The organism is Halomonas sp. 141, from assembly GCF_002810305.1.
Taxonomy (GTDB): Bacteria; Pseudomonadota; Gammaproteobacteria; order Pseudomonadales; family Halomonadaceae; genus Vreelandella; species Vreelandella stevensii.
In genome coordinates this window covers 1-22,605 of the sequence record NZ_PINZ01000031.1, presented here as the reverse complement: position 1 = coordinate 22,605, position 22,605 = coordinate 1, and the positions used below count along the sequence as shown (strand labels likewise).

Sequence of the window (22,605 nt, the reverse complement as noted above, 5' to 3'; positions counted from 1 at the left end):
CGTGGTGCGGCGGGGGACGATCACTCACCCAAAGAAGCCTGTTGCTGTAAGCGGTGGGCAAGACTTTCGGTAATGTCCAGGATCAGCTGTCGATCTTGTTGCTTTAATGGCGCTAATAAGAGTTTGATTCGTTGCGTCTGGTCATCAATATGTACACTGGCTTCTCCGAGTAATTCTGCGGCTTCACAATTGAATATCTCGGCTAATTCAAGTAAGCGTACAATGTTGGGTATGACCCGGCCTCTCTCGATGCGAGATACTGCTTCGTTGCCTACACCCAACCGCTCGGCAACCTCCTCCTGAGTGAGTTGACAACGTACTCGCTGTTTGGCGATGGCGCGACCAATATTGCCAGCTAGCCGTTCCTGTTCAAGTTTATTCACACTTTCCTCCATATAGCCCTGAATGGTTGGGGAACGGCCTATTGACATGAAGGACTGTTTGGGTTGAATATCATCCTAATAGGTTGAGTTGAGATAAAGCCTGGAGTGTTTTTTTTACGTTCCAGCCAAGGGGTAGCGTTCAGAGGGTTAACTTTTTTTAAATTGTTCATTTAATTTAAATGTGGATGTGAGTGAGGGAGTGTGAAGTGAGTTTCATTAGGTTTTAATGCTCCGTTATAAAGTGTGTTTGAGATGTTTTGATAAGAGTGTTGTTGGGTGTATTAAGCCAAATAAGGCATAGGCAACGATTGAGCCGCATCAGGAATCGAAACAAGGTAGCGAACTCGTTAAGTGGTTCGCTGTTCATACCACCACTGTATGGCTTAGGGATGATCACACAGCGGTCAATAGGGCTTATTAAAAAAGCATCTGGCTTGCCATCGTGGCTGACCTATAGAACCCGAAGGCGCTAAATATCATGGCTTCCACGACGGCTCCAGAAATTTTTCAGCAACTTGCCGCCAGCTTGATGCGTATCAGCCAGGGTGAGTTTTTTGGTCATGTCGCAGAATCCCTGGCCGAACTACTCGATATCGATCATGTCATGATTGTGCGTATCGACCCTGGTAAGAAACGCGCCTTGCCGTTGGCGACATGGTCCATCAGCGGCTTTGTCGATGCGCCGAGTTACGACTTGAAGCACACCCCCTGTGCGAAGGTGTCATCAAATAGCTGTTTTCACATGCCATCGCGGGTAGCGGACCACTTTCCTCATGACCCAAAGCTGGCAGGTTATGAGGCCGAAGGTTATCTTGGCGTGCCCATGTCGGATGCCTCTGGCCAGTGCCGGGGGATTATCGCCATGATGCATTCTGCTCCGCTTGAGCTGCCTGCCTATGCGACAGAGGTGCTGCGTATCGTGGCTTCCCTGTCCGGGTTCGAGCTGGCCCGCCGTCGGATGGGAGAGAGAGCCGATGAGCAGATCGCCAATAAGCAGCGCATTCTACGCCTGCTGAACCGGGTCAACGAAGCGCGCTTTCACGCAACGGACGAGCAGGCGTTGCTCAAGGCAGCCTGCCGAGCCATGGTCGAGGTAGGCGGTTACAGCGCTGCCTGGGTGCATGGCCGCCCGCCTGCTTTTCGCAAACGTGAACTGGGGCCTGTGCAGGCCAGTGCCGATGTGGAGAGTGGCGATCTGGCGTGGCTGAGCCCCAGGCAGCTGATGGTCGAAGGCGCCTGTCACGCTCTGGCGCTCACGGCGCTGGAAACCCAGCAAGCCGTCACCTGGTCCTCTTCTACGGTGATTGACGACACTGCACGGACACCCATGTTGCACGAGCTGGGTGTCAATGTCTTCATGGCGTTGCCGTTGATCTATCGGGGGCAGTCGCTGGGCGTGCTTTGCCTCTCCCGGACGGAAGAAGCATCGATAACCACGCGCGAGCTGCGTTTGCTGAGCGAACTGGCAGATGATGTTGCTTTTGGGGTCGATAACTTTTTGCATCGGCAATCCGAAGCGCGTATTCAACACGCTGTAGCGCAGGTGGCGACAGCCGTCTCGGCCCAGCATGGACAAGCCTTCCTGACACAATTGACGGATCACATGGCCAATGCGCTGGCGGCCGAAGTGGGCTTCATTGCCACGCTCGATGAACGTGACCCCAATCGCGCCAACGTCTTGTCGCTGTTTGTGAACGGTCAGCCGCAGGCACCTTTCAGTTACCATCTAGCCGGGGTGCCGTGTCAGGATGTCCTTGTCGAGCAGGAGTGCGTCGTGCTGGAAGGTGCAGGCATCCGCCTGCCCAGGGAAGCCAACGGGGCATTGGAGTGGGTCAATGCATACGTGGGTAGGCGACTGGACGATATCGAGGGCCGACCGGTCGGTATCATCGGGGTCATGTTCAAGGCTCCTCTGGAGGATGCGCATATCGTGCGTACCGTACTGCAAATCTTTGCGGCGCGTGCGGCCTCGGAGTTGGGGCGGCAAAAAGATGAAGCGCGCATTCGACAGCTGGCATTCTGCGATGCCGATACCCAACTCCCCAATCGGGCAGATTTCATTCAACACCTCGAAGAGCGAGTGATTCGCAAGACGAGTTCGCGCTTTGCATTGCTGCTCCTGGATCTCAACCACTTCAAGGAGATCAATGACACTGCCGGACATGACATCGGAGACCTGGTGTTGAAGGAAGTCGCCCAACGCTTTCGTCAAGCATTGCCTGCCGGCGAGTACCTCGCGAGGCTGGGCGGAGATGAGTTTGTCGTGGTGTGCGACACCGCCAACGACAAAGGTCGTGCCTTGATCACCGCCGAGCGGTTATGCAACAGTTTAGAGACTCCCGTTGTTATAGAGCAGCACTCTTGCGAGCTGTCGGTTAGCGCAGGGATTTCGCTCTATCCGGTACATGGGCAAACAGCGCAGGCACTATTAAAGCATGCGGATATCGCCATGTACCAAGCGAAGCGTCACAAGCTCCCCGCGCGCACCTTCGAACACTGGATGGGCCGCGCCGTGGCCGATCAGCTACGTATTGCCAAGCGTCTGGCAGTGGCGTTGTCCAACCACTCTCTTTACCTGCACTTTCAGCCTCAGGTCGACATGCGTACCGGCCAATTGATGGGTGCCGAAGCGCTGTGTCGCTGGTGGGACGATGAGCTGGGAGAGGTGTCGCCCAGTCAGTTCGTTCCCATTGCGGAAGACAGAGGCATGATCGTGGCGCTAGGCAACTGTGTCATCGAACAGGCGTGCCAGCAGTTGGCTGCCTGGCAGCGTCAAGGATGCCAACTAAGCGGCCAGCTCTCCATCAACATCGCCGCAGACCAGTTCGAGGAGAGCGATCTGACCGATACCTTGCTGAATAGTTGCCGGGCCCACGGCATCGCCCCCGACCAACTGAGTGTCGAAATCACCGAAAGTGGCATCATGACTCACCCCGACGTTGCCATTGCAACCACCGAGGTCTTGAAGAGTCATGGTCTGGGCTTGTCCATCGACGATTTTGGTACGGGCTATTCGTCGTTGGCTTACCTGAAACGGTTTGCCGCTGATCGCATCAAGATCGATATTTCGTTTATCCGGGACATGCTGGTCAGCGACAGTGATCGCACCATCGTGGCCACGATCATTGCCATGGCCGATACATTGGGGCTGCAAACCATCGCCGAGGGTATCGAGTGTCAGGCCCAGGTAGATGCGTTGCTGGAAATGGGCTGTTATCAAGCGCAGGGCTATTTTTACGACGCACCGCTCGATCCGCAGCAATTTGCCGAACGCTGGCTCACGTGATTTGGCCTGCTAAGGGCGAACGCAGCGTATCTGATGGACACTCGCCAAATTGACGCCGATAGTCGTGGGCAAACTGCCCCAAATGGCAAAACCCCCAGTACGTGGCAATCTCGGTGACCGTCTGGGGCGGCTCGGCGGCGCGCAGGGCACGGCGCACATGGTTCAGCCGCGATAGGCGCAAGAACTGAAGTGGGCTGACCCCCAGAATGGAGGTAAAGCTGTATTGCAGCGTGCGTCGGCTGACATGGGTCAGATCGCATAGCGCTTGCATGGTCACGGGGCCTTCGAGATGCGCTTCCACGTAGCGTTTGACGCTGTCTACCACCGCTTTACGATGGGCGTAGCTGGGGGGCAGTTCTTCATTGGGTTGCCAGGTGCCCAATAGCTCCAGCAGGCCCATCATGACGATGTCCTGGTGCAGCCGTTCGGCAACGGGGGCTCCTTGTTCTCCCAATAGCCGCTCCAGAACGAACATCAAGGCGTGCCGTGTCGATGGGTGAACCATGCGTCTTGGTTCCCGCCTCCAGCGTTCATCCAAAGCAATACCCTGCTGCTGAGCGGCAGCGTAGAGTGCAGGCAGTCGCACGACCAGCCCGTAGATATCGAAGTGGCCTGGGGTCACCAGCTCGAAGGCCTGGCCACCCGGGCGGCACATGATCTGGTTGCCTGCCAAGGATTGACCGTTGATGCGTGAGCCTTGGGGGCGAACGGGGATTCCCAGCCACAGCGAATCCTTCCACACCTGGCAATCCTGGCGCAGCGCCTGCTCGGTATGCTCCTTGAAGAGCTGGACGGCGGGCAGCGCGATTTCATCCAGCCGCCCGTAAAAGCGGCCTGGGCTGAGCTGGTCGTACTGCTGCTGCCAGTGCGTCAGGTTCTGGGCGTGTTCGTCGGCATCGCAGGCTTCTCGTGTGCACTTTTGTGGTGCGTTATTCGACAACGTCATCTCCATGACCTGCTCCTGAAGGTGTCGCCATGTGGCTGTTCTGCGATGGATTTTCGGGCAAAGCTTTGTTTTTGTTTGTTTTTCGAGCCTGTCAGGTGGTTTGCCAAAACTCGATACTCCCCGTTAAGTGATAGCGCTATTGTGACAACAAGCAAGTTTTGTTCCGTTTACCAGCACGAAACAGCACCGCCCAATACGAGGCAGGGCAGGAGAGGCCTATGGCGCACTATCACTCGACGGTGGGCAGCCGCCATTATCGATTCAAGGGGCTGGCCGAACTGATGGCCAAAGCCACGCCGCCGCGTTCGGGAGATCGACTGGCCGGCGTCATGGCAGACACTGCCGAAGAGCGGGTGGTGGCCCAGATGGTACTGGCGGAGCTGCCGCTCACGACCTTCTTGAACGAAGCGCTGATTCCCTACGAGCAGGATGAAATCACTCGCCTGATCATCGATGACCACGATGCCCAGGCCTTTGCACCGCTGCAGCATCTCACCGTGGGCGACTTCCGCAACTGGCTGCTCTCTGATCACGCCACCAGCGAGGCCTTGGCCGCTGCCCGCCTTGGCATCACACCGGAAATGGCCGCAGCAGTGAGTAAGCTGATGCGCAACCAGGACCTGATGCTGGTGGCGAAGAAGTGTCAGGTGACCACGGCGTTTCGTAACACCATCGGCCTGCCGGGGCGGCTTTCCACTCGCCTGCAGCCCAATCACCCCACCGATGACGTGACCGGTATCGCGGCCAGCATTCTCGATGGCCTGCTGTATGGCAGTGGCGACGCGGTGATCGGCATCAACCCCGCCACCGATAACGTCGCCCAAAGCATCAAGCTGATGCGCCTGATGGATGAGGTGATTCAGAAATACGAGATTCCTACCCAATCCTGCGTGCTCACTCACGTCACCAATACCTTGGAAGCCATCGAGCAGGGCGCGCCGGTGGACCTGGTGTTTCAATCCATCGGCGGCACCGAAGCCACCAACCGCAGCTTCGGGTTCGATTTGAGCACCCTGGCCGAAGCCGAAGCCGCCGCACAAACGCTGAACAGAGGCAGCGTAGGTCGCAACGTGATGTATTTCGAAACCGGCCAGGGCAGCTCGCTCTCGGCCGACGCCCATCACGGGCTGGACCAGCAAACCTGCGAAGCCCGCGCCTATGCCGTGGCGCGCAAGTTCAACCCGCTGCTGGTCAATACGGTGGTCGGGTTCATCGGCCCTGAATATCTGTACGACGGCAAGGAGATCACCCGCGCGGGACTCGAGGATCACTTCTGCGGCAAGCTGTTGGGCGTGCCGATGGGGTGTGACGTGTGCTACACCAACCACGCCAACGCCGACCAGAACGATATGGATAACCTGCTGACGCTGCTGGGCGTGGCGGGCTGCAATTTCGTGATGGGTATCCCCGGCTCCGACGACATCATGCTCAACTATCAAACCACCTCGTTTCACGACGCGCTCTATGCCCGCCGGGTGCTGGGGCTGAAAGCCGCGCCGGAGTTCGAACAGTGGCTGGCCAGGATGCAGATCTTCCAGGATGTGAGCACCCATCGCCTGAACGACCAGCTTCCCGCCGCCTTTGCCAACAGCCTGTGTCACTTGCCGAAAGGGAGCGACTAAGATGCCGAAGCAACCCTCGCAGGACACCAGGGCGCCCATCGTGATCGAGAACCCCTGGGAGCGCCTGCGCGCTTTTACCGATGCGCGCATCGGGCTGGGGCGTGCCGGGGTGAGCCTGCCCACCCATCAACTGCTTGCATTTCAACTGGCCCATGCCCAAGCCCAGGACGCAGTGCACTGCCCGCTCGCGTGCGAGGCACTGGCCGATGAGCTCACCCGGCAACTGGCGTTGGCCAGCGCGCCGCTGGTGGTACACAGCCGCGCTGAACACCGTGCCATGTACCTGCAGCGCCCCGACTACGGCCGACGGCTCGACGAACCATCCCGGCAGGCACTGCAGCAAGCGGCGGCGAGCGGCCAGCGCTATGACCTGGCGGTGGTGGTGGTGGATGGCCTCTCGGCTTTGGCAGTGCAGCAGAACAGCGCGCCGTTTCTGGCCGCCCTTTACGCCGCACTGCAGCGCGACCACCACGACTGGAAGCTGGCGCCGCTGACCCTCGTCGAGCAGGGGCGCGTGGCCATTGGCGATGAAGTGGGCGCGCTGCTCAATGCCGACGCCGTGCTGGTGATGATTGGTGAGCGCCCCGGCCTCAGCTCACCGGATAGCCTGGGACTCTACATGACCTGGGCCCCCGAAGTGGGCTTGAAGGATGACCGACGCAACTGCATCTCCAACGTGCGCCCCGCTGGGCTGGCCTATGCAGAGGCGGCAAGGCGTCTGTTGCTGCTATTGAGCGAAGCGCGGGAGCGCAAGCTCTCTGGCGTGAAGCTCAAGGACCGCAGCGAAGACAACGTGCTGGAGGGCAGCCACTCGACCCGGAATTTCCTCGTGGCCGATTGAAAAAACAGGCGACGGCTCAATGCGCGAGATGACTTCTCCGCTCGCGCTCTGAACGGCCATTTCCACACAACAAGAACATCGCCAATCACAACGCAAACAACGCAGCACGCCGCTGACACCCATTGCGTTCCACACTGAAAAAGGGCGAGACCATGACACGACCAACGGTTGATCAGACGTATCTGGCGAAGCGCCAGCTGCGTAAGGGTACGGCAGGCTGGATGCTGCTGGCAGGGCTTGGGGTTTCCTACGTTATTTCGGGGGATTTTGCGGGCTGGAACTTTGGTATTGCCGAAGCGGGCTGGGGGGGCTTTGCCATCGCCGCCTGTCTGATGGCCGTGATGTACCTGGCCCTGGTGCTCTCTCTGGCCGAAATGTCCGCAGCGATCCCGGCGGCGGGCGGGGGCTACAGCTTTGCCCGCCAAGCCATGGGGCCGGCGGGAGGCTACTTGACGGGGCTGGCGGTATTGATCGAATACGCGCTGGCGCCTGCAGCCATCGTGATCTTCATCGGTGCGGCGGTCGAGGCCTTGTTGGGTGTCAACGGCCCGCTGGTGTATCTGCTGTTTTATGCGGTGTTCATCGGCATTCACCTCGCCGGGGTGGGCGAAGCGCTGAAGGTGATGATGGTGATCAGCGGCTTGGCGGTCTTCGCGATTCTGGCCACCGCCGTGGCGCTGATCGGTGACTTCGATGCGGCCAACCTGTTCGATATTGCCCCCACCGAGGCGGCGGGGGCGAGTGCCTTCATGCCCTTTGGCTGGTACGGTATCTGGGCGGCACTGCCCTTCGGCATGTGGTTGTTCCTGGCAGTAGAAGGCGTGCCGTTAGCGGCGGAAGAAGCCAAGGACCCCGCCCGCGACATGCCCAAGGGCATCATCGGTGCCATGCTGTTTTTACTGTTCACCGCACTGCTGGTGGTCGTGCTGCTGGCGGGAGCCACCAGCGCCGAGATGATCGGCCAAAGCGGCGTGCCGCTGGTGGATGCCTTGAATGCTGCAGGCAACCCGACGCTGGCGACCCTCGTTAATGTGCTGGGTCTGGCGGGCTTGATTGCCTCGTTCTTCTCGATCATTTATGGCTACAGTCGGCTGGTGTTTGCGCTCTCCCGAGCGGGCTATCTGCCTAAACGGCTATCCCTGACCAGCGAACGTAAAGTGCCTTACCTGGCGCTCATCGTGCCGGGGGTGTTTGGCTTCCTGGCCTCGCTGAGCGGGGAGGGTGACCTGATGCTGGGCATGGCCGTCGTGGGGGCGACCATCTCCTATGCGCTGATGGCGTTCAGCCATATCTGGCTGCGCCTCAAACAGCCCGAGCTGCCGCGCCCCTACAGAACGCCGGGTGGTATCGTCACCTCGTCGGTGGCCCTGGTACTGTCACTGGTGGCCATGACCGGTGTATACGCCTTCGACCCCCGCGCGTTCAACTATACCCTCCTGCTGTTTTTGGCGGGCGCGGCTTACTACTTCCTGTACAGCAAAAACCATCTGGTGGCGAAAACGGCCGAGGAGGAGTTCGCGCTGGTCACTGCGTCGCCAGAAGAGATCGAACCCCCTGCTGCGGGCGTCGCTGCGGCCAGGCTTTAATCAGCGCGGCGAATCACCTAGTCTGAAGCTCGGCAGCCCGCCTCTGGCCTTGGTGCCAAGGCGGGCTCATTGGCCAAGCGACAGAGGGAAACCGTGATGATGCTCGATTTTACCGACCCAGCCCTGGGCGATGCCGAACAGGCGCGCTGGTACGCCGTGGACGATGGTGTGATGGGCGGCGTGTCCCACAGTGGCTTTCGTGTGGAAGAGGGGCATGGCTGCTTTTATGGAGAGGTCTCGCTGGAAAATGGCGGCGGCTTTGCCTCGGTGCGCCGTGAGCCCGGCACGTTTGAGCCAAGCCTGGCCCAGGCCAAGGGCATCACGCTGCGGGTGCGCGGCGATGGCCGTCGCTATCAACTGCGCCTCAAAAGCCACGCGCTGGACGATGCGAGTGCCTACCGCGTGGCGTTCACGCCCAGCGCCCAGCAGTGGGAAACGCTGCATTTCAGCTGGGCGCAGTTCGACGCCGTGCGCCGGGGGACGCTGCTGTCCAACGCGCCGCCGCTCGAGCCCGGCACCGTTCACCAGCTGGGCTTTCTGATTGCCGATCGCACCGCCGGACCGTTTCAGCTGGAAATTGCCTTTATCGCGACGTATTCACAGGGCTGATGTACACAGGACGGCTCTTCACAGGGCTTATCTTCACAGGACGACTCTTCACAGGACTAAGGTCGTCTCGTATGTAGTTTGCCGTTCGAGGAGTCTGGGAAGCCTTCTATCGACGTGAGCCAGTCTGATGAAACACTCTCCGGCCTACCGCCTGGCGGCGACGGTACTGCATGGGTTCGATGAGTACCGTGCACGCTTCCAGCAGATCACTCAGGATGCCAGCCGCCGCTTTCGCGATGCGGCGTGGCGCGAGGCGCAGCAAGCCTCGGCGGCGCGGATCAATCTGTACGGGGAAAAAGTCCAGGACACGCTGGGGCGCTTGCAGCGTACGTTTCCCCAGGACGTGCTGGCCTATTGCGAGACCTGGCGAGAAGCCCGCGGGCACTACGCCAATTTGATCGGCCAGCGGTTGGATTACGAGCTGGCCGAGACCTTTTTCAATTCGCTGTTCTGTTCGGTGTTCGAGCATCGCCATATCCGCAACGACTGGATGTTCGTCTACAGCTCCCGTGAAGATGCCGCGCACCGTTCGGGCATCGAGCTGTGCCGCCGTCATGCGGTCAACGGCGACTGGGCCGGGGCACTGGCCTGGGCGCTGCAAGAGGCACCGCTCGAAACGCCCTTTGCCCATCTGGAACGCGATAGCCAGTTGGGGGCGGGCTTGCTGGAAGCCCAGCTGCCCGCCCGCCTCTGGCAGGCGGCGGATGCACGGGTGGAGCTGCTCAGCAGCGTTTTCTACCGTAACAAAGGGGCCTACCTGGTGGGCCGTATACTCGGCGATGGTGAGCAGGTGCCGCTGGTGCTGCCGATTCTGCATGGCGAAGGGTGCGGCGAGCAGCAGGGCGGTGACCCTTGCCTGCATTTGGATACCGTGCTCACCGAAACCGATGAAGTGTCGATCATCTTCTCGTTCACCCGCGCTTACTTTCAGGTCGATGTGCCGGTTCCCGGAGAATTCGTGGGCTACCTGAAACAGCTCATGCCCCACAAGCCGGAAGGCGAGCTGTACGCCGCCATCGGCTTTTTCAAACACGGCAAAACCGAGTTTTTTCGCGCCCTGAACCAGCAGGTGGCAAAGCGCGAAGAGCGCTTCATCATCGCCCCGGGCGTGCGGGGCATGGTAATGGCGGTGTTCGTGCTGCCCAGCTTTCGCACCGTGTTCAAGATCATCAAGGACAAGTTCGACCCGGCCAAGGAGGTCACGCCAGCCATCGTGCGAGAGAAGTATCGGCTGGTGAAGCGTCACGACCGGGTAGGACGCATGGCCGATACCCAGGAGTTTTCCAACTTCATCGTGCGCCAGGATCACTTCGCGCCGGAGTGTCTGGCCCATTTGCTGGAAGTTGCCCCTTCCACGGTATCGCTGAAAGGCGACAAGGTGATCATCAAGCACTGCTACACCGAGCGGATGATGACGCCGTTGAACCTCTATCTGGAGCAGTGCAGCGCCGATGAGCGAGTGATGGTGCTGAAGGATTACGGCAATGCCATCAAACAGATGGCAGCCGCCAATATCTTTCCGGGCGATATGTTGCTGAAGAATTTTGGCGTTACCCGTCACGGGCGGGTGATTTTTTACGACTACGACGAAGTGAGCTACCTTACGGAGTGTCGCTTTCGCCACATGCCCAAAGCCCAGCAAGGCGATAGCTACATGGATGGCGGCGCTAGCCTCTCCATCGGCCCCCACGATATCTTCCCCGAGGAGTTCGGCCCGTTCATGTTTGCCAACCCCGAACTTCGCGCGCTGTTCATGGCGCAGCACCCGGAGCTGTTCGACCCGGACTATTGGCTAGGGTTGCAGCAGGCCATTCGCAATGGGCGGGTGATCGATGTCTACCCTTACCGCAACAAGCAACGGTTCTCTGGAACCATCGGCCAACTGGTACATTAGTCATGACTCAACCTCCTCACCTGGTGGTATTGACCGGATCGGGTATTAGCGCCGAAAGCGGCATCAAGACGTTTCGGGCCAGCGACGGCCTTTGGGAAGATCACCCTGTGGAGGACGTCGCCACGCCCGAGGGCTGGCGGCGCAACCCCGAACGGGTGCTGGCCTTCTACGACCAGCGCCGTGAGCAGATCCGCCGGGCCAAACCCAATGCCGCCCACAAGGCGCTGGCCGCACTGGAGCAGGAAGGCTTTCGAGTCAGCGTGGTGACGCAGAATATCGACGACCTGCACGAGCGTGCCGGTTCGCGCCACGTGATGCACCTGCACGGCGAGATTCTCAAGGCGCGCTCATCCGTCGATGCCCGGCTGCGCTATCCGCTGCCCAAGGGAGGAATCCGCCTGGGGGAGGTGTGCGACAAGGGCAGCCAGCTGCGCCCGGACGTGGTGTGGTTCGGTGAAGCCGTGCCGCTCTTCGAAGAGGCCTGCGAGCTGGTCAGCCAGGCCGATTTCCTGCTGGTGGTGGGCACCTCGCTGGCGGTGATGCCCGCCGCGTCGCTGTTGACCTACATCGACTACGACACCCCCTGTGCACTGATAGACCCCGACGCCGATGCGCTCAGCCCGCCTGGCGTGCTGGCGATCAACACCACGGCGGGGGAAGGCGTGCCAGCGCTGGTTCACCAGTGGCGCAAGCAGGGCAACTTGATCTTGCCTTGAGTCAACGACGGGGCGGGGTGAGCGAACCGATGGATGGCAGATTACCGGCGCGCTTCCAGAAACCACGCTTTCATGACTCCGGTAATCTGGGTGATCTCGGCGTCCGTCGCGATGTAGGCGGGCATGGTGTAGAGCCAGCGGCCAATGGGGCGCAGCCACACGCCCCGTGCTCTGGCAAACGCGGCCACGCCCGTCAGCGCCTCGCTGCCATGGGCCTCGATCACCGCTGTCGCGCCCAGCACCCGGACATCCGCCACCGCCGGGTGCGCGCGCAGCGCCGCGTCTTCCAGCAGCTCGCGCTGTAGCACTTGGCTGAGCGCGGCGATTTTCTCCAGGTAATGCTCCTCTTCGAACACCTGCAGGCTCTCCAGCGCCACGCGGCAGGCCAGTGGATTGCCCATGAAGGTGGGGCCGTGCATGAAGGCGTGCTGCTGACCGTCGCCAATGAACGCCTCGTGCACCCGGTCGGTGGCCAGCGTGGCCGCATGGCCCAGATACCCGCCGGTCAGCCCCTTGGAGAGCACCATGATATCCGGCGTGACGCCCGCGTGGTCGGCGGCAAACAGCCTGCCGGTGCGGCCAAAGCCGGTGGCCACTTCGTCGAAAATCAGCAGCACGCCAAACTCGTCGCACAGCGCCCGAGCGCCGCGCAGGTAGTGCGGCGAGGTCATGTTCAGCCCACCCGCCGCTTGCAGCAGCGGCTCCATGAGCAGTGCGGCGATCTCCTGGTGGTGGCGCGACAGCACCTTTCGGAGCGCAGCGAGGTCACGCTCTACCTGGGCTGGCGTGGCATCGAACGGTGCCGTGGGGGCCGGGGCGAAGTGGTGCTGAGGCAGCAGGCTGGCGAACAGGCCGTGCATGCCCTCTTCGGGGTCGCATACCGCCATGCAGCCGGTGGTGTCGCCATGGTACGCCTTCATCAGCGAGAGCATCTTGCGCTTGCCGGGCTGGCCGATGAGCACCTGATACTGCAGCGCCATCTTCATGGCCACCTCCATGCCCACCGAACCGCTGTCGGAGAAGAACACGTGGTTCAGCCCCGGCGGGGTAATGCGCACCAGCGCCCGTGCCAGCTGGTCGGCGGGGCCGTGGGTCAGGCCCCCCAGCATCACATGGCACAGCTCGCCGGCCTGTTCGCGGATCGCGGCCACCAGGCGCGGGTGGCCGTAGCCGTGAATCATGCACCACCAGGAGCAGGTGGCATCCAGCAGGCGTTCACCGCTTTCCAGCGTAAAGTGGCTGCCGCTACCGCCCACCACTTTGGGGGCCGGTGTCTGGGTCTTGAGATGGGCGTAGGGGTGCCACACGGGGGAACTCATGGCGTTGCCTCCTGGGCCGTGGGAGTGAGCAGCGCATCCAGGAAGATAAAGCGCTGCGCGGCAGCGGCGTCTGCCTGTACCAAATAGGGAATGAGCCCTAAGCAGGGAGCGGGCAGGGCGCGTTCTAGCAGCGCCACATTGGCCGCAAAGCGTGCGCTATCGCTGGCAAAGACCGGGTCCACCACGCTTCCCACCCAGCCCGCCAGCGTCACGCCATCGGCGGCGATGGCCTCGGCGGTGAGCCGCGCATGGTTGAGGCAGCCGAGTTTCAGTCCAACGACCAGAATCACCGGCAGGTCCAGCGCACATGGCAGGTCGGAAAAATCCTCCTCCTCATTGAGCGGCACTCGCCAGCCGCCGGCGCCTTCGATCAGCGTCAGGTCGCGTGGCGTGTGGCTCAGGGTTTCGCGCAGCGCTTGAGTCACGCTGGCCACGCGCAGCACCATGCCCGCTTCCAGAGCCGCCAAATGAGGCGCAATGGCGGGGGCAAAGGCCCAGGGGTTGACCGTCGAGTAATCCACCGGCGGGAAGCTTTGCGCCTGTAGCGCCAGAGCATCGCGGTTGCGCAAGCCGCTGGGCGTGGCCTCGCTGCCGGAGGCAATCGGTTTCAACCCCAGCGTGGTGTACTGGCGCTGACGGGCAGCACACAGCAGCGCGCTGGCGGCCAGGGACTTGCCCGCATCGGTGTCGGTACCGGTGATGAAATAGGTGTTGTTCATTTCGCGCTTTCCAGGCATAGCGTCAGGCAGTGGTAGCTCACCGGCAGCCCCCGCGGCGTGCGTAGTGTTTCATAGCGCAACCGGGCATCGGTCAGTGCCTGGCGGGTGAGCTGCGCGTGGGGTCTTGCCACCTGAGCGCCCACGCCCTTGATAGAGGCCATGACGGCATTCAGGTCGGGGTAGAAAAAGCGCCGCTGCTCGCACACGTGGTGGGAAAGCCGCAAGCCGCTTCGTGCAATTGCCCGTCGCACGGTGCTGGCGTCCGGCGTTTGCAGCAGGGCCTCGGGCCGCTGCCAGGCGGTGGCCACCTCATGAAGCGTGCCGGGCAGCAGGGTGGTGATGCGCGCCTGCCCGCCAGGGGCAAGCACCCGCGCCAGCTCCTGCATGACATCCTCGATGCTTGGGCACCACTGAATCGCCAGATTGGAGAACACCAGCTCAACGCTGGCATCGTTTTGCGGCAGCGCGGCGGCGTCCCCCAGCTGCCAGCGGATGGCATCGCCATAGGTTGCCTGGGCGTGGGCGAGCATGCCCGGGGCCAGGTCGAGCCCGGTGATGGTGGCCTCCGGGTAATGGGTGGCCAGCCGCTGGGTCCAGTAGCCGGTGCCGCAGCCCAGGTCGAGCACCTGCTGGGCGCTCTTCGGCAGCGTTTGCCAGAGCGCTTCACCGATATCGCGCTGGGCGCTGGCGAGCGCGTCATAGCGCGGCGCCGCTCGGGAGAAGGCCCGAGCAACGCGGGCCTGCCAGTGGGGTACGGGGGTAGAGAGCAACGGTGAGTTCATCGCGGCACCTGTGTCGCCTGCTCGGCCACTTGAGCGGCGAGCTGGGCCGGGCGTGACAGCATCGGGCAGTGCCCGGTGTCTTCCAGCCGCAAGGCCTGTTGGCGAGTGCGGTTTGGCAGCAGCGGGTCCTGAGCGCCTGCGAGCAGGTGGATAGGACAGGGCGGTGCCACGAAGTGCGCGCGGTTGTCCAGCGTGGCCAGCCATGTCAGGCCTTGGGCCAGGGTGGCAGAGTCCGCGCAGGGCGCGTCGCCCAGCAGCCCACTGAGTTGGCGGTGAGCCTCGCGAGCGTTGGGTTCGCCCTGGCACTGCCAGCGTAGAAAGTGGCGCCATGTGGCCATGGCGTCGCGGCGAAAGGCGCGCTGAAAGCTGGCAAGCTCGTCACGGGTCACGCCGCCGTCTTCCGCGTCGTCGTAAAAACGCTGGCCAATACCCAGCAATAGCAGGGCGTGAGGGGGTGGCAAATGGTCCAGCAGTGCCGTGGCCAGCAATCCCCCCAGCGACCAGCCTACCCAGACGGCATCGCTGGGGAGTTGGCTGGCCATGCGCTCGGCCAGGGCGGCAAGGCGAGCAGGGGCGGGGAGCGCTGGTGAAACACCGTACCCTGGCCACTCGACGGTAATCGGCTCGACGGTGTTGGGCCAGTGCGCTTCCAGGGGCTGCCAGATACGGCTATCGATGCCCCAGCCAGAGAGCAGGACAAGCTTCATCGCCGCTCCTCGTGCAGGCAGATCGCGGCCACGTCCAACAGCCTGTCGATATCGCTCTGGGTATGGCGGGCGCTTAACGTGATACGCAGTCGCGCCTCGCCGTTGGGCACCGTGGGCGGGCGTATCGCGCCTACTTGAATATCGTGTTTATCGAAACGGGTGGCCCAGGCCATGGTGCGCTGCTCACTGCCCAGTAGCAGCGGCTGAATCGGCGTGTGGGAGTGGCCCAGGGGAAGCCCCAGGGCCGTGGCCTGCTGGCGAAAGTAGTCGATGTGGCGCGCAAGCCGCTGTCGGTGCTCCGGTTCCCGCTGGACGATGGTGAGCGCTTCCAGGGTGGCGGCGGCAATGCCGGGCGGTTGGGCGGTGGTGTACACATAGCTGCGGGCAAACTGAATCAAGTGCTCGATCAGTGCCGCATCCCCCGCCACGAAAGCGCCCGCGGTGCCCAGCGCTTTGCCCAGGGTGCCGACCAGAATCGGCACCTGCTGGCTATTGAAGCCTGCCACGCAGCCTGCGCCGTTTTCGCCGAGCACGCCAAGCCCGTGGGCATCGTCGATCATCAGCCAGGCGCCGTGTTGCTGGCTGAGGTGGGCGAGCTGTTCGATGTCGGCGATATCACCGTCCATGCTGAACACGCCGTCGCTCACCACCAGCTGATGGGTGGCCCGGCTGCGCGCCAGTAGACGCGCCAGGTCCTGGCCATCGCGGTGGTGGTAGCGTCGGGAGCGGGCGCCGCTCAGCGCGGCCCCGTCGAGTAGCGAGGCGTGATTGAGGCGGTCCTGAAAAATCGCGGTGTGGGAATCCGCCAGCGCTTGCAACACGCCCAGGTTCGCCATATAGCCGGTGGAGAACAGCAGCGCCCACTCGCGCCCGGTCCACTCGGCTAGCGCAGCTTCCAGGGCGTCGTGAATGCCCAGGTGGCCGCTGACCAGATGCGACGCCCCGGCCCCGGCGCCAAAGCGCTTGGCGCCTTCTGCCTGGGCGGCTTGCACCCGTGGGTCCTGGGCAAGGCCCAGGTAGTCGTTGCCGGCAAAGTCCAGCGCAGCGTGAGACGCGACTCGGCGGGAGCGCCAGCGCTGCAGGCGCTCCCGCTCGTTACGAGCGGTTGCCAAGCGCTGCTGCCACGCCTCAGACACTGGCATCCACCGCCAGCGCCGCAGCGCGTTCGGCCTGGGCATTGCGCTGAGCCTGCTGGGCCAGCCGCTCGCTATGCTGCGTGTCGTCTTCGCAGGTGTCGCGGCGCTCGGGGTGCAGGCCCAGCTTGGCAAACAGCGCGCGGTCGCGCTCTGCCTGGGGGTTGCCGGTGGTCAACAGCTTGTCGCCGTAGAAGATCGAGTTGGCACCGGCCAGAAAGGCAAGCGCCTGGGTGGATTCGCTCATCTGCTCGCGGCCTGCCGAGAGGCGCACATGGCTCTGGGGCATCATGATGCGCGCCACGGCAATGGCGCGGATGAACGTCAGCGGGTCCAGGTCCTCCGCGTTTTCCAGCGGGGTGCCCGGCACCTTTACCAGCATGTTGATCGGCACCGACTCAGGATGCGGGGAGAGCCTGGCCAGCTGTTGCAGCAGCGCGCTGCGATCCTGGGCGCCTTCGCCCATGCCGAGAATACCGCCAGAACACACCTTCATACCGGCATCGCGCACGGTGGCCAGGGTTTCCAGGCGGTCGCTGTAGGTGCGCGTGGTGATGATCTCGCCGTAGTAGTCGGGGGAGGTGTCGAGGTTGTGGTTGTAGTAGTCCAGCCCCGCAGCGGCCAGCCGGGTGGCCTGTTCACCATCGACCATGCCCAGCGTCATGCAGGTTTCGAGCCCCAGCGCTTTCACCTGGCGCACCATCTCTTCCACCGCCAGCAAATCCTTGTCTCGGGGGCTGCGCCAGGCCGCTCCCATGCAGAAGCGGCTGGCGCCTGCCTCTTTGGCGGCCTTGGCCTGGGCCACCACTTTCTCTATTTCCAGCAGCTTCTCTTTTTCCAGCTGAGTGTTGTAGTGACCCGATTGGGGGCAGTACTTGCAGTCTTCCGGGCAGGCCCCGGTCTTGATCGACAGCAGGGTAGACACCTGCACTGCGTTGGCATCGAAGTGTGCCCGATGCACCTGCTGGGCCTGAAACAGCAGGTCGTTGAAGGGCAACGCAAACAGTGCGTCGATTTCCTCGAGGTTCCAGTCATGGCGCGGAGCGGCGCTAGCCGAGTGAGAAGCCGTCGTGTGAGTGGTCACGGGTAAACCTTTTTTTAAATGAAAGTTGACAGGACTCTAGCGGTGAGATGCTGAGGGTGTCAACTTTATATAATTGGTTGGTTTACTGCGGGGCGAGGGAAGGGAACATTCGTCACGGTGCACGGCCTGCTTTATACTCTGCGCCCTTTGATCACCACTGGAGCGCAGATGCCTGACGCGACCTCGCTGCCCCCTGAGCATGACGCCTTGACCGACCGCGACCCGGCCACGGGGCACCCGCGACCGCCGCGGCGCGAATTCAAAGCGCGCGGCAGCTTCGTCAAGCGCTGCGAAGGGTGCAATCTGCCCGAGCTGAACTGCCTGTGCCCTTATCAGGTCAAGGCAGAGAGTGACGCCCAGGTGTGGCTGCTGACCCACTCCATCGAGCACTTCAAGCCGACCAATACCGGCCGCCTGATTGGCGATGTGCTGACCAACACTCGGGTATTTACCTGGTATCGCACGGCGCCGGACGAGAAGCTGGCCGCACTGCTGCAAGACCCGCGCTATGCGCCGTTCGTGATTTTTCCTGACGACCAGCCGGATTACGCGGAGCGGGTGGTGGGGCTGGAGGCCGTCCAGGCGGTCAAGCAGCAGTCGCGTATTCCAGTCTTCATCATTCTGGACGGCACCTGGCGACAGGCCCGGCGCATGTTCCGCAAGAGCCCTTACCTGGACACGCTGCCGGTGTTGCCGCTGCGCACCGAGCGCGAAACCCGCTACCGGCTACGCAAGCCCGCCTCGAAAGCCCACCTGTGCACCGCCGAGGTGGCCATCGAGCTGCTGCGTCAGAGCGGTGATGAAAATGCCGCCAGCGTGCTGGACGACTACTTCGATGTGTTCAACGACAGCTACGCCGAGAGCCGTTACTACCGCAAGATCGAGGAGCCGACGGCGGCCATGACTCGGCTGTTGGCCCGAAAGGCGGGGGATACTCCGCGCTGATCAAGGCCTGGCGCCGGGTAGCCAGCGCAACAGCACCTTGCGCACCCAGTACCAGCGGTTGATCAGCAGGGCCGTGAAAATCAGCGCGCAGCCGGTGAGCTGAAGCGCTGACATGATTTCGTTGAACCACCAGGCGGCCAGCAGCGCCGTCCAGACGGCCTCCAGCATCAGAATGACCGCTGCATGACTCGGTGTGGTCATGCCCTGCGCCTTGATTTGAAGAAAGAACCGCAGTGAGCTGGCCAGCAGCACGCTGGCCAGGAACCAGCCCAGAATTGGGGCATCGAGGGAGAGGGTCTGCTCTTCCACGACCCATGAAACAGCGGTCAACACGATGCCCACGGAAAGCAGCTGCAGCGTGGTCAACGACAGTGCAGGCACATTGCGCACCACCCGCGTATTGACGTTGATCAGCAGCGCGAAGCACAAGGCCGCGCAAAGCATCAGCAGCTGGCTGGCCTCTACCCGAAAACCGGCATTCAGCGATAACAGCGCAAAGCCTGTCAGCGCGACGGGCAGGGCTACCCAGGTGCTGGTGGCGGGACGGTCGCCAAACAGCAGGCGAGCCACCACCGGCACCAGCAGAATGCCCAAGCTGTTGATGAAGGCGCTTTCTCCCAGATGCTGGGAGTGATGCAACCCCAGCACCCAGAAGGCGATGGCCGCACTGAACAGTACGCCTACCAGCAGGCCGCGGCGAATACGCCGGGCAGGCAGATGGCGCAGTGTCGGCCAGGCGAAGCCCAGCAGAATGGTCCCCGCGAGCAGAAAGCGGGTGCCGATGAACAGCAGCGGAGGCATGCCTGCCAGCGCTTCCTTGGAAAATATCCACCCGCCTGCTGCCAGGGTGGTCACCAGCAGCAGCAAGGCATCGGCCTGCCAAGGGGCTTGCCGAATGGTGCTATGGCTCACGCGGCGCCGCCAAACAGCGCTCCGGCAATTCTGAAGCCCGCCACCCAGGTGCCAATGGCCGAGCCTGCCGTGGCGAGAATGAACACCAGCAGCGTGCGTGACACGCGGTTTTTCCACCAGCCTTTCAGTTGCGTCACGTCATGGCGCAGGGTGGAGAAATCGCGCACCTTGGGTTTGCGCATGTACAGCTCGACCCCGGCGGCCACGAAACCGGCACCAATGGTGGGGTTTAGCGAGGTCAGCGGTGCGGCAAAGAAGGTCGTGATCACGGTGAGCGGGTGTGCCAAGGCAATCAGGGTCGCCCCCCCGGATAGCAGGCCGTTGATCAAGAACCACTCCATCACCAGCTGCCAGCCCAGCTCGGTATTACGTGAAAAGCCCACCACAAAGCCGGTGAGCACCAGCGCGGTGATCAGCCAAGGCATGGCTTTCCATAGTTTGGAGGGCGGCGGAGTAGCTTCCAGCGATTCCCGCTCCTGGGTCGGGTTTGCCGGTAGCGGTGTTTCCAGGTGCTCGCCGGTGCCTTTCAGGTGGCCTGCGCCGAGCACGACCAGCACGTTCGAGTAGCGCCCGGGAGGTGCCTCTTCGGCCAGGCGTAGCGCCATGTAGCGGTCGCGTTCGCGGATCAGCGGGGTGTAGAGCGTTTCCGACTCCGCGGCGAATTCGCTGAAGGTGGCTTCCAGCATATCGCCTTCCTTGAGCTTTTCGATCTCCTCCTTGGAGACATCCTGGCGGGAGAGCACGCTGCCAATCAGTCCGGAAAACAGCGAGAAGCGCTGCCACCAGGGCACGTTGCTGTAGATGCGCTTGAGCGTGATGCCCACGTCACGATCCACCAGCAGCAGCGGTAGTTGGCGAGTACGGCATTCATCCACCGCCGCGCGCATTTCCGCCCCTGGCTGGATGCCTGACTGCTCGGCGATACGCTGCTGGAAGGCACCTAGCGCCAGGCTGGCGGCGACCATGCCGGCCTTGCCCTGCTTGAATACCTGAAACAGGTCCTGCTCGCCCATGGCATCGGGGTTGTCCATGCTGTGATGGCGGGCGTCACACAGCTCGATGGCCACCGCATCGAAATGGCCGGTAGCAATCAATTGGCGCACGTCGTCGGCGCTTTCGGCCGAGACATGGGCCGTGCCCAGCAGGGTGTAGCAGGTGTCGCCCACGGTCACGGTTTTCAGCGGGCCGCTAGTGGAGGGCAGGGGCGGCGTCGGTGGCCGCGTAGTGTCGTCGTGGGTCATTCAACAGTCTCGATATATAAGTATAAAAAGGTGAAAACGTACATAAGCCGTCAATACCGGGGCTCAGTGGTGTATCAACGCCGCCAGAAGGCCGGAGTAAAGAGCACCAGGACGGTGAAAATTTCCAGGCGCCCCATCAACATGGCCAGTACCAGAATCCATTTGGCCAGGCTGGGTAAGTCGCCATAGTGGCTGCTGGCCTCGCCCAGCGCGGGGCCCAGGTTGTTGAGCGCCGAGCCCACCGTCGACCAGGCGGTCACTTGATCCACGCCGGTGGCCATCACGCCCACCAGCATCAGGAAGAACAGCATGACATAGGCCGAAAAAAAGCCCCATACCGCCTGCGCGATGCTGTCGGGAACGCTGACCTTGCCGACCTTCACCGCAATGACCGCGTTGGGGTGAATCAGGCGCATGACTTCGCGCATGCCCTGCTTGAGAATCAGGAGGATGCGGATAACTTTCATGCCGCCAGCGGTGGAGCCCGAGCAGCCCCCTACGAAGGCGGCAATGAACAGCAGAAACGGAATTGCCCCGGGCCAGCCGGAGAAATCGGCCACGGCGAACCCCGCCGTGGTAGCCACGGAGACGACCTCGAACAGCGCATGCCGCAGGCCGGTGATGTCGTGGTAGGTGTTGGTCAGCCACAGGGTAATGACGGTAATCACGGTCAGCCCCGCCAGGAACAGCAGCAGAAACCGGGCTTCCGGGTCCTGAAAATAGTGGGTCAGGCGCTTCTCGCGCCAGGCCACGAAGTGGAGGCTGAAGCTCACCGCCGAAATCAGCATGAAACTGATGCAGATCAGCTCGATGGCGGCGCTATCGAAATAGCCGATGCTCAGGTCATGGGTCGAAAATCCGCCGATGGCGACCGTGGAAAAGCTGTGGCCCAGCGCATCGAACCAATCCATGCCCGCGATCATGTAAGCCACGAAGCAGGCAAAGGTCAAGGTGGCGTAGATATACCACAGCGCCTTGGCGGTTTCGGTGATGCGCGGCGTCAGCTTGGAGTCTTTCAGCGGCCCCGGAATTTCCGTGCGGTACAGGGCCATGCCCCCGACCCCCAGGGTCGGCAGGATGGCCACCGCCAGTACCACGATGCCCATGCCGCCCAGCCACTGCAGCTGCTGGCGGTAGTAGCGGATCGACTCGGGCAGGAAATCGATGCCGGTAATGACCGTGGCCCCGGTGGTGGTCAGGCCCGAAAAGGATTCGAAGACGGCATCGGTAATACTCAGGGAGCCCTCGCCGAACAGCATCAGCGGCAGCGAGCCAAACAGTGCCAGCACGGTCCAGAACATGGCCGCGATGATGAAACCGTCCCGAATGCGCAGCTCCTTGCGCGCCCGGCGGTTCGGCAGGTAGATCAGCAGGCCGGTGATGACGGAAATCGCAATGCCGCTCATGAACGCATGCCAAACGCCGTCGCGAAACCATAGCGACATCAGCATGGGAGGCAGCATGGTGAGGCTGAACAGCATCAACAGCAGCCCCAGGATACGTAGAATAATCCGCAGGCTCATGGCAGGGAGGGTCTCATTGCTGGCTGGTTCCTAGAAAAACGTCAATCCCACCTGGAAAAGCCGCTCGACGTCGCGGATACGCCGTTTGTCGATCACGAACAGAATCAGGTGATCACCGCTCTCCACGCGCACGTCGCCGTGGGCAATCATCACCTCTTTGCCGCGCACCACGGCGCCGATGGTGGTGCCTTCGGGAAGCTCGATCTCATCGATGGTGCGGCCCACCACCTTGGAAGAGTGCTTGTCGCCGTGGGCAATGGCCTCGATGGCTTCCGCCGCACCCCGGCGCAGGGAGTGCACGTTGACGATATCGCCCCGGCGCACGTGGGTCAGCAGGCTGCCGATGGTGGCCTGCTG

At 62.2% G+C, this 22,605-nt stretch carries 20 protein-coding genes; 8 read left to right on the top strand and 12 right to left on the bottom strand.

Annotated features, from left to right (window positions below; translation table 11 throughout):
- Positions 1-20: 20 nt before the first annotated feature.
- On the bottom strand, positions 21-383 hold the full coding sequence (locus CWI66_RS12730) for a helix-turn-helix domain-containing protein (RefSeq protein ID WP_170919442.1): 363 nt from the start codon (positions 381-383) through the stop codon (positions 21-23).
- Between the two features lie 478 nt (positions 384-861).
- Between CWI66_RS12730 and CWI66_RS12725 the strand changes: the two genes are divergently transcribed.
- Positions 862-3,669 (top strand): EAL domain-containing protein, encoded by a 2,808-nt coding sequence (locus CWI66_RS12725; RefSeq protein ID WP_232710898.1) that lies wholly within the window; start codon positions 862-864, stop codon positions 3,667-3,669.
- On the opposite strand, the gene CWI66_RS12720 is transcribed toward CWI66_RS12725, so the two are convergent.
- A complete protein-coding gene (locus CWI66_RS12720) occupies positions 3,662-4,621 on the bottom strand; it encodes a helix-turn-helix domain-containing protein (RefSeq protein ID WP_100731892.1) in 960 nt (319 codons plus the stop codon). The genes CWI66_RS12725 and CWI66_RS12720 overlap by 8 nt on opposite strands.
- Positions 4,622-4,833: 212 nt before the next feature.
- On the opposite strand from CWI66_RS12720, the gene CWI66_RS12715 reads away from it, so the two are divergent.
- From CWI66_RS12715 to CWI66_RS12690, 6 genes are all read left to right on the top strand, one after another.
- The gene (locus CWI66_RS12715) at positions 4,834-6,237 is read left to right on the top strand and encodes an ethanolamine ammonia-lyase subunit EutB (protein WP_100731891.1); all 1,404 of its coding nucleotides are present in this window, start codon (positions 4,834-4,836) and stop codon (positions 6,235-6,237) included.
- A gap of 1 nt (position 6,238) precedes the next feature.
- Complete coding sequence (gene eutC, locus CWI66_RS12710; protein WP_100731890.1) at positions 6,239-7,078, top strand: ethanolamine ammonia-lyase subunit EutC; 840 nt, start codon at positions 6,239-6,241, stop codon at positions 7,076-7,078.
- 152 nt (positions 7,079-7,230) lie between these two features.
- The gene (eat, locus tag CWI66_RS12705) at positions 7,231-8,664 is read left to right on the top strand and encodes an ethanolamine permease (protein ID WP_100731889.1); all 1,434 of its coding nucleotides are present in this window, start codon (positions 7,231-7,233) and stop codon (positions 8,662-8,664) included.
- A gap of 96 nt (positions 8,665-8,760) precedes the next feature.
- Positions 8,761-9,273: a CIA30 family protein gene (locus tag CWI66_RS12700; protein ID WP_100731888.1), complete on the top strand. Its 513-nt coding sequence runs from the start codon at positions 8,761-8,763 to the stop codon at positions 9,271-9,273.
- 127 nt (positions 9,274-9,400) lie between these two features.
- Positions 9,401-11,167: a bifunctional isocitrate dehydrogenase kinase/phosphatase gene (aceK, locus tag CWI66_RS12695; protein WP_100731887.1), complete on the top strand. Its 1,767-nt coding sequence runs from the start codon at positions 9,401-9,403 to the stop codon at positions 11,165-11,167.
- Between the two features lie 2 nt (positions 11,168-11,169).
- Positions 11,170-11,883 carry an SIR2 family NAD-dependent protein deacylase gene (locus tag CWI66_RS12690; protein ID WP_081136628.1) on the top strand — a complete coding sequence of 238 codons (714 nt, stop codon included), beginning with the start codon at positions 11,170-11,172 and terminating at the stop codon, positions 11,881-11,883.
- 41 nt (positions 11,884-11,924) lie between these two features.
- Here the strand turns inward: CWI66_RS12690 and bioA are convergent, their stop codons facing one another.
- The 6 genes from bioA to bioB are packed head-to-tail and all read right to left on the bottom strand — an operon-like array spanning position 11,925 to position 17,627.
- On the bottom strand, positions 11,925-13,202 hold the full coding sequence (gene bioA / locus CWI66_RS12685) for an adenosylmethionine--8-amino-7-oxononanoate transaminase (protein ID WP_100731886.1): 1,278 nt from the start codon (positions 13,200-13,202) through the stop codon (positions 11,925-11,927).
- Positions 13,199-13,921 carry a dethiobiotin synthase gene (gene bioD, locus CWI66_RS12680; RefSeq protein ID WP_100731885.1) on the bottom strand — a complete coding sequence of 241 codons (723 nt, stop codon included), beginning with the start codon at positions 13,919-13,921 and terminating at the stop codon, positions 13,199-13,201. The genes bioA and bioD overlap by 4 nt, the downstream gene beginning before the upstream one ends.
- Complete coding sequence (locus CWI66_RS12675) at positions 13,918-14,703, bottom strand: methyltransferase domain-containing protein (RefSeq protein WP_100731884.1); 786 nt, start codon at positions 14,701-14,703, stop codon at positions 13,918-13,920. The genes bioD and CWI66_RS12675 overlap by 4 nt, the downstream gene beginning before the upstream one ends.
- Entirely contained in the window at positions 14,700-15,410 is a 711-nt protein-coding gene (locus CWI66_RS12670) for an alpha/beta fold hydrolase (RefSeq protein WP_100731883.1), read from the bottom strand. The genes CWI66_RS12675 and CWI66_RS12670 overlap by 4 nt, the downstream gene beginning before the upstream one ends.
- Positions 15,407-16,552, bottom strand: a complete 1,146-nt coding sequence (gene bioF, locus CWI66_RS12665) for an 8-amino-7-oxononanoate synthase (RefSeq protein ID WP_100731882.1) — start codon at positions 16,550-16,552, stop codon at positions 15,407-15,409. The genes CWI66_RS12670 and bioF overlap by 4 nt, the downstream gene beginning before the upstream one ends.
- The gene (gene bioB / locus CWI66_RS12660; protein ID WP_100731881.1) at positions 16,539-17,627 is read right to left on the bottom strand and encodes a biotin synthase BioB; all 1,089 of its coding nucleotides are present in this window, start codon (positions 17,625-17,627) and stop codon (positions 16,539-16,541) included. Before bioB ends, bioF begins: the two co-directional genes overlap by 14 nt.
- Before the next feature lie 168 nt (positions 17,628-17,795).
- Here bioB and CWI66_RS12655 point away from each other — a divergent pair, with 168 nt between their 5' ends.
- Complete coding sequence (locus CWI66_RS12655; protein ID WP_100731880.1) at positions 17,796-18,572, top strand: tRNA-uridine aminocarboxypropyltransferase; 777 nt, start codon at positions 17,796-17,798, stop codon at positions 18,570-18,572.
- On the opposite strand, the gene CWI66_RS12650 is transcribed toward CWI66_RS12655, so the two are convergent.
- The 4 genes from CWI66_RS12650 to CWI66_RS12635 form a co-directional block, all read right to left on the bottom strand.
- On the bottom strand, positions 18,573-19,484 hold the full coding sequence (locus tag CWI66_RS12650; RefSeq protein WP_100731879.1) for a DMT family transporter: 912 nt from the start codon (positions 19,482-19,484) through the stop codon (positions 18,573-18,575). It abuts the gene before it with no gap.
- Positions 19,481-20,725: a TraB/GumN family protein gene (locus CWI66_RS12645; RefSeq protein ID WP_100731878.1), complete on the bottom strand. Its 1,245-nt coding sequence runs from the start codon at positions 20,723-20,725 to the stop codon at positions 19,481-19,483. The genes CWI66_RS12650 and CWI66_RS12645 overlap by 4 nt, the downstream gene beginning before the upstream one ends.
- Before the next feature lie 74 nt (positions 20,726-20,799).
- Positions 20,800-22,248, bottom strand: coding sequence for a TrkH family potassium uptake protein (locus CWI66_RS12640; protein ID WP_100731877.1), 1,449 nt, complete (start codon positions 22,246-22,248; stop codon positions 20,800-20,802).
- A gap of 30 nt (positions 22,249-22,278) precedes the next feature.
- On the bottom strand, positions 22,279-22,605 hold a 327-nt coding region (locus CWI66_RS12635; protein WP_332868354.1), incomplete at its 5' end, for a TrkA C-terminal domain-containing protein.